This window comes from Bacillus sp. TH22, assembly GCF_016651015.1.
GTDB classification, from domain to species: domain Bacteria; phylum Bacillota; class Bacilli; order Bacillales; family Bacillaceae_G; genus Bacillus_A; species Bacillus_A mycoides.
The window spans coordinates 4,888,898-4,903,330 of the sequence record NZ_JAEKER010000001.1 but is presented as its reverse complement, the minus strand read 5'-3'; the positions used below and the strand labels follow the sequence as shown (position 1 = coordinate 4,903,330).

General features: G+C 34.9%; 14 protein-coding genes. 2 read left to right on the top strand and 12 right to left on the bottom strand.

From position 1 onward, the window contains the following. Positions 1-284 precede the first annotated feature (284 nt). From JFU18_RS25015 to JFU18_RS25005, 3 genes are read right to left on the bottom strand one after another with little or no spacing between them, the layout of a single operon-like run. The gene (locus JFU18_RS25015) at positions 285-536 is read right to left on the bottom strand and encodes a DUF2164 domain-containing protein (protein WP_002087817.1); all 252 of its coding nucleotides are present in this window, start codon (positions 534-536) and stop codon (positions 285-287) included. Positions 537-553: 17 nt separating this feature from the next. After that, on the bottom strand, positions 554-1,006 hold the full coding sequence (locus tag JFU18_RS25010) for a peptidoglycan recognition protein family protein (protein ID WP_012261413.1): 453 nt from the start codon (positions 1,004-1,006) through the stop codon (positions 554-556). Positions 1,007-1,021: 15 nt separating this feature from the next. Further along, complete coding sequence (locus JFU18_RS25005) at positions 1,022-1,825, bottom strand: protein phosphatase 2C domain-containing protein (protein ID WP_201031594.1); 804 nt, start codon at positions 1,823-1,825, stop codon at positions 1,022-1,024. Positions 1,826-1,966: 141 nt separating this feature from the next. On the opposite strand from JFU18_RS25005, the gene JFU18_RS25000 reads away from it, so the two are divergent. After that, positions 1,967-2,776: a YitT family protein gene (locus JFU18_RS25000; protein WP_000251329.1), complete on the top strand. Its 810-nt coding sequence runs from the start codon at positions 1,967-1,969 to the stop codon at positions 2,774-2,776. Between the two features lie 20 nt (positions 2,777-2,796). Here the strand turns inward: JFU18_RS25000 and JFU18_RS24995 are convergent, their stop codons facing one another. Further along, positions 2,797-3,168 (bottom strand): VOC family protein, encoded by a 372-nt coding sequence (locus tag JFU18_RS24995; RefSeq protein ID WP_002087825.1) that lies wholly within the window; start codon positions 3,166-3,168, stop codon positions 2,797-2,799. A 236-nt stretch (positions 3,169-3,404) separates the two neighbouring features. On the opposite strand from JFU18_RS24995, the gene JFU18_RS24990 reads away from it, so the two are divergent. Continuing rightward, complete coding sequence (locus JFU18_RS24990; RefSeq protein WP_201050362.1) at positions 3,405-4,937, top strand: BA3702 family sensor histidine kinase; 1,533 nt, start codon at positions 3,405-3,407, stop codon at positions 4,935-4,937. Between the two features lie 136 nt (positions 4,938-5,073). Here JFU18_RS24990 and JFU18_RS24985 read toward each other — a convergent pair whose 3' ends face one another. The 8 genes from JFU18_RS24985 to hutI all read right to left on the bottom strand — a co-directional run bounded on the left by JFU18_RS24985 (position 5,074) and on the right by hutI (position 14,421). Further along, entirely contained in the window at positions 5,074-5,868 is a 795-nt protein-coding gene (locus tag JFU18_RS24985; RefSeq protein WP_002142732.1) for a phosphotransferase, read from the bottom strand. Positions 5,869-6,005: 137 nt separating this feature from the next. After that, positions 6,006-6,620, bottom strand: coding sequence for an alpha/beta hydrolase (locus JFU18_RS24980; protein ID WP_002087830.1), 615 nt, complete (start codon positions 6,618-6,620; stop codon positions 6,006-6,008). 27 nt (positions 6,621-6,647) lie between these two features. Then, a complete protein-coding gene (locus JFU18_RS24975; RefSeq protein WP_201034211.1) occupies positions 6,648-7,586 on the bottom strand; it encodes a ring-cleaving dioxygenase in 939 nt (312 codons plus the stop codon). A 485-nt stretch (positions 7,587-8,071) separates the two neighbouring features. Next, positions 8,072-9,646, bottom strand: a complete 1,575-nt coding sequence (locus JFU18_RS24970) for an FMN-binding glutamate synthase family protein (protein WP_002167824.1) — start codon at positions 9,644-9,646, stop codon at positions 8,072-8,074. Positions 9,647-9,717: 71 nt separating this feature from the next. After that, positions 9,718-10,845: an alkene reductase gene (locus JFU18_RS24965; protein WP_002066589.1), complete on the bottom strand. Its 1,128-nt coding sequence runs from the start codon at positions 10,843-10,845 to the stop codon at positions 9,718-9,720. Positions 10,846-11,446: 601 nt separating this feature from the next. After that, the gene (locus tag JFU18_RS24960) at positions 11,447-11,908 is read right to left on the bottom strand and encodes a CarD family transcriptional regulator (RefSeq protein WP_170935206.1); all 462 of its coding nucleotides are present in this window, start codon (positions 11,906-11,908) and stop codon (positions 11,447-11,449) included. A gap of 291 nt (positions 11,909-12,199) precedes the next feature. Continuing rightward, entirely contained in the window at positions 12,200-13,171 is a 972-nt protein-coding gene (hutG, locus tag JFU18_RS24955; protein WP_201034212.1) for a formimidoylglutamase, read from the bottom strand. Further along, entirely contained in the window at positions 13,150-14,421 is a 1,272-nt protein-coding gene (gene hutI, locus JFU18_RS24950; RefSeq protein ID WP_201034213.1) for an imidazolonepropionase, read from the bottom strand. Before hutI ends, hutG begins: the two co-directional genes overlap by 22 nt. Positions 14,422-14,433: the final 12 nt, after the last annotated feature.

Here is a 14,433-nt window from a genome sequence, read left to right as displayed (position 1 = left end):
AAATTATAAATAGCAACTATAAATTGCCCATAAATAAATTATTAAAAAAAGATAAAATTAAGATAATATATTTTTAATCTCAATCAAAAAAACGTTATTCTTTCTCATCTAGCTTGTTAAGAAAGAATAACGTTTTTTTAATTCTAGGGTCCCTTTTGGAAAAAAAGAGGTTTATTTTATATGTCCAAAAACAATTTCACGGCCTTTTCCAAACAAAACATCGGAAAAAAGCCGTGGCATATACTTATTTTATAATTGACGGAAGACGACCAAAATAGCTCTTTTTATTTACCCTCATTCTTCTCTAACACATACAAATCTTCTTCAATATTCGTTAATTTCTCACTTACAAGTTTTCTTGCATCTCCAATTGCTTGATTGTATGCAAATGGTCCTACTAACTTTATCATTTCTTCTATTAAACGTTCTGCTTGGAAACGTCCAATCTCATCTAAATCTTCTTCAACGAAAAATTGCTGAATTTGTGCTACAAGCTCTTCTTTTTTATCAGTCGGTATTTTTATGTTCATCATCATTCGTTACTCCTCTATATTTAAGATAATACTTTTCTTAACTCTACCATAGAAAAGCGATTTCCTGGACAAGTTTTTGTAACCCCTTCTAACTCCCTATGGCCGAGTATATTTCCTTTCTCTATGGCAAACTGCTTCATAAACATTTTACATAAAGAATATAATGAATTCATTTGTGCAGTAGTTGGATCATATTTATCAAAATTCCCCGTCATACATATTCCAATTGTATCACTATTATTATCTTTCGCATGTGCTCCAATATGTAAACCTCGCCCTTCGACTACAGTTCCATCTTCTTCAATAAAATAATTGTAACCAATCCCGCTCCATCCTCTTACCTTTTGATGAAATTCGTGAGTTTTATACACATCCCAGCCATCTTCTGACGTATGGTGGATGATCAGTTTATTTACTTTTTCTAAAGGAACTAACTCATTTTGAAATGTTAAATTTGCACATTTAATTTCCATATGAACATCCTCCTCTTACAAATCGATCATAATAACTGTTTTATCATCTGGTCTTATTCTATTTTCTCCTTCTAACCTTTCAATGATTGCTACATATTCTTTTATACTATTTTTTCTTATATATGCTACAGTTTGTTCTAACGACCACTCAGGGTGAAACAATCCGTCTGAACAAATAAAAAGCCCACTTACTTCAGCTACCTGTAATTCACCATATTGTAAATAATCCATAGCTTCTTTCATCCCATTTGCAACTGAGTAGCCGTTTGGCATATTTGCAAGATAGCGATTGTATTTTAACTGCTCCCGAACATCTTGAAAAACGTGTTCCTCAGGTATAGGTAATCCCTTTTCTCTATCTTCCTCTCTCTTCTTTTTTGCACGTTTACTAATTCCTTGAACCGTATCTTTCGTTAATACTCTCATCGCTCCATTTTGAAGTATTGCAACGATCATACAATCACCTAACTGTGCATATTCAAGTTTTTCGCCTTCTATTTGAACTGCTGCAATACATGTACACCAAAGATGGTCTTTTTTTCTCGTATCAACCTTGTACTCTAGCATCTTGTTTTGCAATAATTCATTCGCCTTTGCAACTTCACCTTGTAAACTATTAATCTCCCGTAACGAAGTAAAATGACTTGCAAATAAATGCGAAGCGATGTATGCTCCATTATGTCCTTCTTCATCACAAAACGGGACGAGCGGAGTTGCTCCATCACATACACCGTAAATCATTTTATCTTCATTACAAAAAAATGAATCCTCACACTCTTGTTTTAAAGGACTTTTCTGTTGATATGTTGTTATCTTCATATCTGTATCCCCCAAATTTATTAAACACTCGAACTATTTAGATTAATCTAATTTTCCAAAATAAACTGTTTTCCCCAAAAACTTTCAATTTCATATATAATCTTGAAATAATATGATTATTTAGTGAAGGACGGGAAAGAGATGGTCAGATTTCTTGGTGTTATTTTTGGTTCTATTATTATCGCAATTGCCTTTAATCTTTTCCTTATCCCCCATAAAATTTTAAGTAGTGGAATTGGCGGAATTGCTATTATTTTAGGGATTGTAACCCCTGTAAACACAGGTATTATTAACTTTGTATTGAACTTACCTATCCTTATTTTAGGATACATAGGTCTTGGAAAAAAAGTAATTTTTAACACGGTTGTTTCTGTAATTGTATTATCTGTTGCATTATACTATGTTCCAGTAAAAGTCGTAGCAACAGATCCACTTTTATCATCTGTATTTGGCGGTGTCATCGCCGGAGCTGGTATTGGTCTTGTCTTTAACTGCCATGGTTCAACTGGTGGATTTGATATTATCGGTATGTTGTTATCTCGTAAGCGAGATATTAAACTTGGTGGATTCCTTATTGCATTAAATACTGTTGTTGTTGTCATTGCAGGATTTTTCTTCACTTGGGATGTTGCCCTTACAAGCTTACTTTCAATTTATGTAACTGGTAAAGTAATTGATGCCGTTCATACGAAACATCGTAAAGTTACACTTATGATTGTAACAAATCAAGCAGAAGAAATGAAAAAAAAGCTTCTTTCAACTGTAGTACGTGGAATTACGTTACTTGATGGTGAAGGTGCTTATTCAAACGAGAAAAAACGTGTACTTATGACAGTCGTTTCACGTGAAGAATTAGCAAGTATGAAACTAACGATTTCGGAAATTGATCCTCATGCATTCGTTAATATTACGGAGACTGTTGAAGTATTAGGATTGTTTAGAAAAGTGTAAAAAACTAGGTGGACCTTCCCCTAGTTTTTATTTTCCATAAATTCAATTCGATTTCCAAACGGATCTGACACGTAAAATCTGATTACATCTGGTCGCGCATGATCATCTATTACTTCAATACCTTGCTTTATTAACCCTTGTTTAAATTCATTAATTTTCAAAACATAAAAAGCTGGATGCGCTTTTTTAGCTGGATTAAAATTTTGCTCAACTCCGATATGAATCTCTTGATTTCCACACTTAAACCAACACCCACCACGCTTCTTTAATTCCTCTGGCTTTGGGATTTCCTCCATACCAATTTTATTACCATAAAATTCTCGTGCTTCTTCTTCACATCCTACTGGCGCCGCTACTTGTACATGATCAATTCCTTGAATATAATTTTTCATATTCCTTCCCCCTCTTCTATTCTAATGTTATAACGAAAATACATTCATGTAACTTAGAAAATATTAATAAAGCAATATAAGATTCTCTTATTACTACCCTTTTTTACCTTCCACTAAAAATAAAAAAGAAAATTTATTATATAATTTCCATTTTTTATAGAAATACACATTGCACCTATATTATAGTTAGTACTAGATTCATCTTTTTTAGATGCTAGTTGTACGGAGGAAATATTATGAGTCGTAAAAAATATTCATCTACTCAAAAAAAGCGTCACCCAAACGTATCGGAGCGCTTGCGAAACCATATACAAAATCGTTCTTTAGCAGAAATGTATGCATCTCTTTTTGAACATAACCCTGATAGTATTATTTCATTGAATTTAGAAGGAGTTATTTTACATATTAACCCCTCTGCGGAAAGAATATTAGGTTATACTTCTAACGAATTAGAGCGAAAAACAATCACTTCTATTTTAGAAGCACATATTTCTGATCAAGTGCTACAATACATAAAAAATGCTGCAGCTGACAATCAAAAAGAGTATATCGTCTCTATTTATCATAAAGACGGATATTTACTAGATGTCGTAACAAAATTAGTTCCTATTTTTGTTAAAAACCGTTTAACAGGTGTATACGCCATTATGAAACCCCTTGAAAAATCAGAAAGAATTGAGAAAGTATTACAAGAGAGTGAGAAACGATTACGCACATTAATGAATTCAATGCCTGCATTTGTTATTTTTAAGGATCATGAAGGACGCTGGCTTGAAGCGAATGACTATGCGCTTTCTTGTTTCAATTTCCATAACGTTCCTTATCATGGAAAAAGAGATAATGAACTCATTCAATATAACGAAGCATACCGCGAATCTTTTTTGCATTGTGAAGAAGTCGATGAACTAACATGGCAAAAAGGACAAATTCTTCACGGAGAGGAATTTATTATACATAGAAATGATTTCGACCTAGTTTTAAGCATTTCAAAAGTCCCACTCTTCCATCCTGATGGCTCACGCAAAGGTCTTATAGTGATGGGAAGAGACGTTACCGAACTAAAAGAAACTGAAAAGTTATTACGGAAATCCGAAAAACTTGCAGTAGTAGGACAACTGACAGCTGGAATTGCCCATGAAATTAGAAACCCGCTCACTTCATTAAAAGGATTTTTAACGTTATTACATCCAGAAATAAATGAGGAAAATAAATGGTATGTGGACGTTATGTTGAGTGAAATTTCACAAATGGAATCTATAACAAGCCAATTTATGGCGATGTCTAAACCACAAGTGTTATCTATTCATACATGCAACGTACAAACATTAATTGAAGAAGTTGTAACTTTTATTTTACCAACAGCAATTATGCATAGCGTTCATATCATCATGGATCATTTCGATTATATTTCTGACATCCAATGTGACAGTAATCAATTAAAACAAGTTTTGATTAACATATTAAAAAATGCAATCGAGGCGATGCCTGATGGTGGTAACATATTCATTCAAACAACTTCGTTAGAAAATGATTTTGTTTCAATACGCATTATGGATGAAGGTTGTGGGATTCCTGAAGAGCGCATGGCTCGTCTTGGCGAACCTTTTTATAGCTTGAAAGAAAAAGGAACTGGCCTCGGCTTAATGATGTGCTATAAAATCATTCAAGAGCACCACGGAAAATTATTCATTTCCAGTGAATTAAACATAGGAACAACTGTCGATATCCAATTACCGATTGCTACAGCTCAGCCTGTAACAAACTCTTAACTATGCTACATTAATATAGTAAAAGACATCTGTTATAAGTAGTCGAGTTATTGTGGAAAACATCTACACTAATACGTTAAAAAGCTCAAAGTCCCTATATGACTCTGAGCTTTATTTTTGTATACGATTTATTTTATTAAATCCACTCTTTTCCATGTTTACGAATAAACTGAATATCATTTTCATAATGTTCAAGATGCCCTTCATCTATCATCTTTTGGAAGTTCATATCGCCTTCTAGTGCTTTTCTTTTCATGTATTTACATAATCCTTCTAATCGTAGAAGTACCATCTCCAAATAATCCTCGGCGATGCCATCACTTTTATAGGACTCAAAAAACAATTTAACTCTTTGTTTTATGCGGTCTGCATGCTGTAATGAATTATAATAAACCGCCGCACCTGTTTCCTTATAATAAACTCTACTTAATGGGACACAAGTGTAAAGAGTATAGGCTATGTCCCAAAGTCTGGGTCCAGGACCAGCAACATCAAAATCAATAATACCTACTGGTTTTTCGTTATTAAAAATAATGTTGTATATTGCAAAATCATTGTGGCATACAACCTCTATTGTATTTGGAGTATTATCCATCGGTTTCCAATCATCTGATAACGGGAAATCACTCACAGCATCATGATAAAGACGGAGCATCTTCGCTATTTCTTTTAAAACCTCATTAGACCACATGTACTCTTTTAAAGGGTAATTACCAGCTTCTCCTTCAATAAATGATAATATCTCTCTATCTTTATCATCAATACCTAAAAACTTTGGTGCATAACTAAAACCTTTGTTTTCCAAATGATTTAATAGCTTATGAATTTTGGTACTGCCTTGCTTTAATTCTCGTCGAACAGTATCTTCCGAACGATATACGTTTGAGACATTCCCTCCCGTTAGCATTTCTTCATTTTCGTAGTTTGACATCTAATAGTTCCCCTCCATTATTCTACATTTTCTTTATATTTTAACATAACTTTCCTATTCTCTTTTAACCCCTTAAATTGCAACAAAAAAATCGAGTATAAAATCTTTATGATTTTACACTCGATTTAGTCTACTATTTATGCATGTGAAAATATTTTTTCATACCATTCTGTTGCCTTCTCTACTTCATTCATCGTTAATTGATGTCCTCTATTTTCCCAATGCATTGTTACATTAGCATCTACATTTTCTAATAGCATCTTCAATTCCTCTGACTCAGAAGGTGAACAAATTGGATCATTTGTTCCAGCAGCGATAAATACGAATTTCTCTGCTAAATTAGGTAACTCTATTCCTCTTCTAGGCACCATTGGGTGATGAAGGACTGCACCTTTTAATGCATTTTCGTAATGGAATAATAAGCTCGCCGCAATATTTGCTCCATTTGAATACCCAACAGCTACGATATTATCTCTATCAAATTCATATGTTTTTGCTGCTTCATTTAAAAATTCATTTAATTCCTTCGTACGGAAAACAAGATCCTCTTCATCAAAAATACCTTCTGCTAATCGGCGGAAGAAACGAGGCATCCCATTTTCTAATACATTTCCACGAACACTTAATACAGAAGCTTCCCGATCAATTCTTTCTGCAAGCGGTAATAAATCTAATTCATTTCCTCCTGTACCATGAAGCAATAACAATACTGGTTTTGATGTATCTTTTCCTTTTTGAAAAACATGTTTCATCATATTCCTTTTCCCCTTTCAATCACTTTAATCTAGACTTCTCACTTCAAATGGTAAGAGTGTCTGTTCAATTTGTTTTCTATGTTGTTCGTATCGGTCCGGTAATTTTAACTCCTCACCCATCGTCTCTAAAGATTCGTCATGGGCAAAACCAGGAGGGTCTGTTGCAATTTCAAATAAGATTTCGCCGTGTTCTCTAAAATAAATTGCGTTAAAATAGTTTCGGTCTTGTACAGGGGTTACACCATATCCAAAGCGAGACACATGCTCTTTCCAGTCTAATTGATCAGCATCATCACTCGCTCTCCAAGCAATATGATGAACTGTACCAACACCCATTTGCCCACGTCCAATTGTTGATAATCTCAAATCGATAATATTTCCAATATCAGCAGAAGAACGGAACCGCATAAACTCTCCCTCTTCTCCTACTTTCTCAAGACCCATAACATGCTCTAACAATTCAGCAGTTTTTTGAGGTTGTGCAGATAAAAGAACAGCACCGCCAAATCCTTTAATTGCTACTTCTGGCGTAACTTCCCCAAAAGTCCAATTATTTAATTCGCCCTCTTCTCTTTCAACTAATTCTATATGCAAACCATGTGGATCATCAAATTCTATATACTGTTCTCCAAACCGAGTCATTTTTGTATACGGTACGTCGAATTTTTCTAATCTATTTTCCCAAAACTCCATTGTACCTTTTGGTACGACATAAGACGTAATGCCTACTTGACCGTCCCCAATAATACCTTGACGAGCACCTGCCCATGGGAAAAACGTAATAATTGTTCCAGGCTTTCCTCCTGTATTACCAAAATAAAGATGATACGTACCTGGATCATCAAAATTCACTGTTTGTTTTACTAAACGCAATCCTAATACACCTGCATAAAAATCTACATTTTCTTGTGGGTGACCTACGATTGCTGTAATGTGATGAATTCCTATCGTTTTCTTTTCCACTTTCTCCACCCCTTTTTTTATTTCATTACAAAAAACGTTTATTCGCTAAAATTCATTATTCATTTTGTCCATATGATAAAGTTCAATCCGCAATACTATCTTTTTCAAAATTGAGGTATCTCTCTAAAAAACTAACACATTTCATTTAGTTTAAAAATTATCTCGAATTCGAGATAATTCGCAAAAAAACTACAGTTCTTATGATTATATTTTAAATATTGATTTTATGATTTTGACTATCCTTCAAAAAATATCTTGAATTCGAGATTTATTATAGTCTAATTAGTTTTTATTGTCAATCCGGATATCGTTTCATTTTTTCATCAAAAACAATATTCTGATAACTCATCTCCATCAAATAATCTGTTGGAAAAAGACCAACCGAAAAGCGGGAACATTCATGTAATAAATTTCTACTTTTCCCATAACCAAAAAAGCCATACAAATGTATGACTTTTTTGATTATTTTTTGTTCAGCTACATATTTACTTCCCAATTACGGAAGGAAACAATTCCGAAAGTGGAACTACTCTCCCCATCTCATCTTTAAACACAATATGCTCTCTCGTTAAATGACGCGGGCTCTTTACCCCCGCTGCTGCCGCTAATGAAAACAAACTATATCTCATACTAATAACATAGTTCATTACTCGCCATTTTTTCTCATACGGATCTAATGCTTTTTGGTAGTGTGGATTCGTGGTTGCAACCCCAGATGGGCATTGCCCTGAATTACATTGAAGTGCCATAATACAACCGCTTGCCATCATAAATCCGCGTGCTGAATTTACGGCATCTGCACCGATAGCTAAAGCAATCGCCACTTTATCTGGCGTGATTAATTTCCCGGAGGCAAACACCTTTAATTTATCCCTGACACCGTAATGATTTGCTGTATCAATAAATGTAAGTAATGCCGGTATAAGCGGAAGCCCCATACTATCTGCCATCGATTTATATGTTGCCCCTGATCCACCTTCTGAACCGTCGATTGTAATAAAATCTGGATAGATGTTTAATTCTTTCATTGCTTTTAATAAATCTTCCAAAGGCTTCTGTTGACCAATTACAATTTTCATGCCCACTGGTTTACCACCGTTTTCTTGTAAATCTTGAATAAAATATAAAGCCTCTGCGGCACTACTAATAAATGAAAAACGATTTGGCGAATTAATCGTTTCTCCTTCTCGTACTTTCCGAACGGAAGCGATTTTCTCATTTACCTTCTGTCCTTCTAAATGACCACCACGTATTTTTGCTCCTTGCCCAAATTTCAATTCAAACGCTTTAATATTACTTTCTTTCGCCTTCTCCATAAATTCCTTCATCGAAAAATTCCCGTCCTCGTCACGGTATCCAAATAATCCCGGACCAATTTGGGCAACGATATTTGCACCCGTATGTAAATGTTCTGGAATGACGCCCCCTTCCCCAGTATTAATCCACGAACCACCTGCCATTTTTGCACCAAACCCAGCTGATAAAATATAATTTTCTCCAATCGCACCGTAAGATGTCGCTGACGCTCCAAACATCCCATACAGTTTCCATGGATATTTACGATTTTCGCCGACTATAATTGCATCTTCTTCTTCATACAACCAAAGGTTTGTTGTATCCGCTGTCAATTTTTCTCTTCTTGAAAATAACCCTTCTTTATGAATCATATATTTTTTCCCCTCACGTTCTTGCGTGAGATTCACACTTAATTCATCTGTTAATGTGGGGAATAATGTATTAGCAATATAATAGCCAGATTCCTCAAAATCTCGTTTTGATCCAAAACCAAGTATTTCAGAACGGTATTTTGCTAGAAACATAACACTTTGAAAATCGTAGCGCGAAAAAGGCTTTCCGTCAGTATCATGATCAAACCAATATTGCCGAAATTCCGGGCCTATTTTTTCGAGTAAATAGCGCATTCTACCTAAGTATGGATGCAGTTTTAATATAGAATGATGCGTCCGTTTTTTAATAAAAAATGTAATGATAAAAAAGACAATTAAAAGTAGCATCAAAAAGAGCAATATACTAATAATAATGAGTAGCGCTTCACTCATTCCGCTTCCCCCTATATATGAAATTCCATAATAAAAAGAGAACACTCCATGTGTTCTCTTTTTATCCTTATTCACACTAACGTAGCAAGATGCTCTTTCGCGTCATATTCAACCAAACTTTCAGCATTTTTAATTCGCTGAACAAAATCTGGATTAGCGATTAATGGTCTTCCGAACGCCGCTACATCAATTGTTCCTTCTTGCAGTGCTTCTTCTGCCTCTTTCGGATTCAAATTACCTACTCCTACGATAGTACTATCCCAATACTTTCTTACTAATTGATGAAAATTCTTGCCGTCAGCAATAACTTGCGTATAATTCATCGTTGAAGGGTGAATCATCGTTAATCCAACTTCTTTAAACATATTTACAAACGTTTCAATTGCAAGTTCAGGATGTTCCCACATATAAGTAGGATTATCACCTTTAAAGGCAGAGAAGCGAAGAAGCGTTTTATCAGCTCCAACTGCTTCAATTACAGCCTGAACAACTTCTTTCATAAACGTTAACCTTTGTTTTAAGTCACCGCCGTATTTATCAGTACGCTTATTCGCAAATTCATAAGTAAATTGGTCAATTAAATATCCGTGTGCACCGTGAATTTCTACACCATCAAATCCAGCTTCTATCGCATTCTTTGCTGCTTGTGCATATTGACCGATAACTTCTTTTATTTCTTCTATTGTCATTGCTTCTGGTGTATCAAATGGTTTACGAAAACGCGGAACATTCCCCTCCGCAGCAATAGCAGAAGGTGCTTGCGGCATTTGACCACCAATTATTTCGTGATGACTCATACGTCCAACATGCCATATTTGAGCAATAATCGTTCCGCCTTCTTTATGTACTGCCTCTGTAACAGGTTTCCAAGAATCAATTTGCGCTTGTGTATAAATACCTGGTACTCCCGGATTCCCTTTTGCTCTCGGGCTAATGACAATTCCTTCTGTAATAATTAATCCAATCCCATCAGCAGCACGTTTTTGATAATACTCTACTACATCAGTACCAACTACCCCAGTCTCATTATTTGCAAAACATCTCGTCATCGGTGCCATCGCTATGCGATTACGAAGAGACCAAGATCCAATTTGAATCGGATGAAATAACTTCGTTTCTTCAATATTTTCAAAAGACCCCCAAGCGTTTATATTTGTTCCTTCATAAATACTTGCCGCTTTATTATTTGAACTTGTCATTTTTCTTCCCCCTAAAAAAATCTAACTATAATCGCATCATACTTACTTTTAGATAGTAACGTCAATTTATACGTCTTTACCATTAAAGATTCGAATATTAAACAAATAGAATGATAAAAACAAAAATTAAAAAGGTTTCCTAAGTAGGAAACCTTTTTTAGTTGACCATATAAGGCTAACAATTCGTTTATCTCTTTTAAATAAAGAAAATAAACAATTATTATCTCCTCACATATGGAAAATCTCTTAACAATAGAAGTGGGAGTGGTTCAGTATTCTTCTAAAAATAATAACTTATATACCTAAAACAATGAAAGCCCTACCTCTCTTTCATCCTTACGGCTCCTCGTCCGTGCCAGTGTGAATCAGGATTGCAAAAATCAAGTAACTATTTTATCGAGTTATTTAATTAAACTTCGAACATTCGTAAAAGAAATTAAAAAATAAAAATGGATTAAATTGTAGTAATAACAAAAGAGGTTAATGCTCTAAAAGTGGTTTGAAAGAGTTGAATGTCTTTGAAATGATTGATTTTCTATAATTATATTCCCAAAAAATTCAAGATCTTTTTTGGGATGTAATACATTATCTACAATGAATCTTAACAAAAGCTTTTTATTTGATTTTCTGTGATACCTTCAATTAATCCCAGCTCACTAATCAAAAATTCATGTGCGTTATCTAACATTTTCTTTTCGCTTGCATTAAGTGCTTTTTCTTTCTGCATACGTAATAAATCACGTACAACTTCAGCACCTTCTTGTATTTTACCCGTTTTTATTTTATCAGTGTTCAATTTATACCTTTGTTTCCACGTAAGTAATCTATCTGATTCCCCATGCTGAAAAATATCTATTATGTTTGTTAGTGCCTTTATATCTGTAACTGGTCGTATATTTGAACTCAATATTTTCCCCATAGGAATCATTACTTCCATATTACTAGCCGACATTTTTATAACATAATACTGTCTTTTTTCTCCTGAGATTTCCTTTTCTTCTATGGCTTTAATTATACCTGCTCCGTGCATTGGATAAACGATGTTATCGCCAATTTGAAACAAATAATCCACCTCCATATATGGTAACCTTCTCAATCTTAACATACATTTATTTTTTTAGCAAAATTTTTATAATATCACAAAATTATTTTCTATGTCAATTTATTTACACATAAAAATTCAAGCTGTACAGAAACACTAAAAAACCCGCGATTTTGTTACATTTCTGCACCCATTTCCTCTAATTTTATATACCTTGTAAAACAAAAAAATACATCACTACATATAAGTAGCGATGTATTTTTATATAATGACAAAAACGGTTGCTTCAAAACTTCACACACGATCCTTCGCTTATATACTAATCTGTTTACTAATCGTTTCTCGCGCTAAAAGAAAACTCATAATCACTTGCGCAGCTACTCTACTCGTCATATCCCTAAAATCAAGAGTTGGATCAATTTCTACTATATCCATCCCTTGAACGAGTGGCTCTTTACCAAGGAATTCAATTGCATCAAGTAAAGTTGTACTATCCATCCCACCAGGGCCAATTGCTGGACAGCCCGGCGCAAACGCTTGGTCTAGTACGTCCATATCAAGAGAAATATAAATAGAAGTCACATCTTGTTTTCTTAATACTTCAATACTTTCTGAAATAAGATCTTTTATTTTTCGCTCTCTTACATCTTTCATTGTATACACTGTCACGCCATGCTCTTTTGCATATTCATGGTACGCTCGTGCATTTGAAAAATTACGAATCCCAATTTGAACGAGTTGTTTTCCTGTAATCACATCATTTTCTAGCAAACTACGGAACGGTGTACCATTTGATGGACCACCATCATCTAAATTACGTAAATCATGATGGGCATCAAATTGAATAATACCGACCTTCCCTTTACTATTTGCAAAACCAGTTATACTCGGAAAACTAATCGAGTGGTCACCACCAAGAACGATTGGTATCATTTTCGGATTTACTTTCGTCAAGTGACCAACTGTTTTCGCAATTCGGTTATGACTCTCTTTTATATCTGTCACATGCATCGTAATATCACCACAATCATGAAGAACACTTTCTTTCATATCGTGTTCTTCTGTAATTGCGTACGTGCTATATGCATCCAACATTGAACGAATTGTTTTTGGTGCAAAACATGCTCCTGAATGACTAATAGATGGTTTAGAAAGGGGTGCTCCAATTAAGGCAGCACCGAATATTTCTACGCCTTCCTCCCAATCTTTAATCATTTCGCTCCATTTCGTCACTTCCCGATCGATAAACTTTGCATTTTTCTTTAAATAGTGGCCGTGCTCCACGATTGTTCACCTCTTGTATATGCGATATTCCCATTCTTCCATACTGTATTTACATGACTTACGCCGTAATGGTACGGTACGTAAGCGTAATTATAAGCATCCCATAAAACTAAATCCGCCTTACGACCAACTCTAATTTTCCCAGCTACATCGCCTCGATTAATGGCATAAGATGAGTTCACTGTTACCGCATTCCAAACTTCTTCTGGTGTCATTTTCAGTTTCAGCATCGCAATGCTCATAATAAGCTGAATGTTTTCAGTTGGACAGCTACCTGGGTTAAAGTCTGTAGCTAAAGCAACTGCAACACCTTCATCAATCATTTTGCGGCCGCGTGCGAAACTTTCTTTATTTAAATAGAAAGTTGTTCCTGGTAATAAAGTCGCTACTGTATTAGAGTTTGCAAGCATTTCAATTCCTTTATCAGAAGCGCCAACTAAATGGTCCGCTGATGCTGCACCAATTTCAGCCGCTGCTTCCGCACCACCAAGAGGGTCGATTTCATCTGCATGAATTTTCACATCAAAGCCAAGCTCTTTCGCTTTTAATAAAAATTCTTTTGATTCTTCTACAGAGAACACACCTGTTTCACAGAAAATATCAACGAACTCAGCTAATTGCTTCTCTTTCATTTCTGGTAATAGATCTAGCATCCATTGTAAAAATTCTTTCGATCTTCCTTTATATTCTTTCGGAACTGCATGAGCACCTAAAAATGTTGAAACTAAATCAATTGGATGCTCTTTTTGTAATTGTGCAGTTGCCTCTAATTGTTTCCATTCTGTCTCATCATCCAATCCGTAACCACTCTTCGCTTCTACAGTTGTAACTCCGAAAGATAGCATACGGTCTAAATGGAATTTAGCTTTTTGAACAAGTTCTTCTTTCGACGCTTGTTTCGTTGCATTTACAGTTGAAAGAATACCTCCGCCTTGTTCTAAAATTTCCAAGTACGGAACTCCTTGTAGTTTTAGCGCGACTTCATTTTCACGAGATCCACCAAATACAAGATGAGTATGCGGATCAACAAGACCAGGAGACACCATTTTCCCGCCGCAATCAATAACCTCTTTCGCTTGTAATCCTTTAGCTTCTTCCGCTGTTCCAACGAAAGTAATTACACCATTTTCAAATCCAACCGCACCGTTTTCAATAACAGGAAGCGTATTCATCGCTTCCTGTCTTAACAAGCCATCTTCTTGATCCATTGTTAGTAATTGACCGATATTTATTAGTAAAGTGTCCAGCATGTTTCTTCCTCC

Bases quoted from the DNA above. Each gene is read 5' to 3' on its own strand.
- JFU18_RS25015 (WP_002087817.1), bottom strand. From the start codon at position 536: ATGATGATGAACATAAAAATACCGACTGATAAAAAAGAAGAGCTTGTA.
- JFU18_RS25010 (WP_012261413.1), bottom strand. From the start codon at position 1,006: ATGGAAATTAAATGTGCAAATTTAACATTTCAAAATGAGTTAGTTCCT.
- JFU18_RS25005 (WP_201031594.1), bottom strand. From the start codon at position 1,825: ATGAAGATAACAACATATCAACAGAAAAGTCCTTTAAAACAAGAGTGT.
- JFU18_RS25000 (WP_000251329.1), top strand. From the start codon at position 1,967: ATGGTCAGATTTCTTGGTGTTATTTTTGGTTCTATTATTATCGCAATT.
- JFU18_RS24995 (WP_002087825.1), bottom strand. From the start codon at position 3,168: ATGAAAAATTATATTCAAGGAATTGATCATGTACAAGTAGCGGCGCCA.
- JFU18_RS24990 (WP_201050362.1), top strand. From the start codon at position 3,405: ATGAGTCGTAAAAAATATTCATCTACTCAAAAAAAGCGTCACCCAAAC.
- JFU18_RS24985 (WP_002142732.1), bottom strand. From the start codon at position 5,868: ATGTCAAACTACGAAAATGAAGAAATGCTAACGGGAGGGAATGTCTCA.
- JFU18_RS24980 (WP_002087830.1), bottom strand. From the start codon at position 6,620: ATGAAACATGTTTTTCAAAAAGGAAAAGATACATCAAAACCAGTATTG.
- JFU18_RS24970 (WP_002167824.1), bottom strand. From the start codon at position 9,646: ATGAGTGAAGCGCTACTCATTATTATTAGTATATTGCTCTTTTTGATG.
- JFU18_RS24965 (WP_002066589.1), bottom strand. From the start codon at position 10,845: ATGACAAGTTCAAATAATAAAGCGGCAAGTATTTATGAAGGAACAAAT.
- hutI (WP_201034213.1), bottom strand. From the start codon at position 14,421: ATGCTGGACACTTTACTAATAAATATCGGTCAATTACTAACAATGGAT.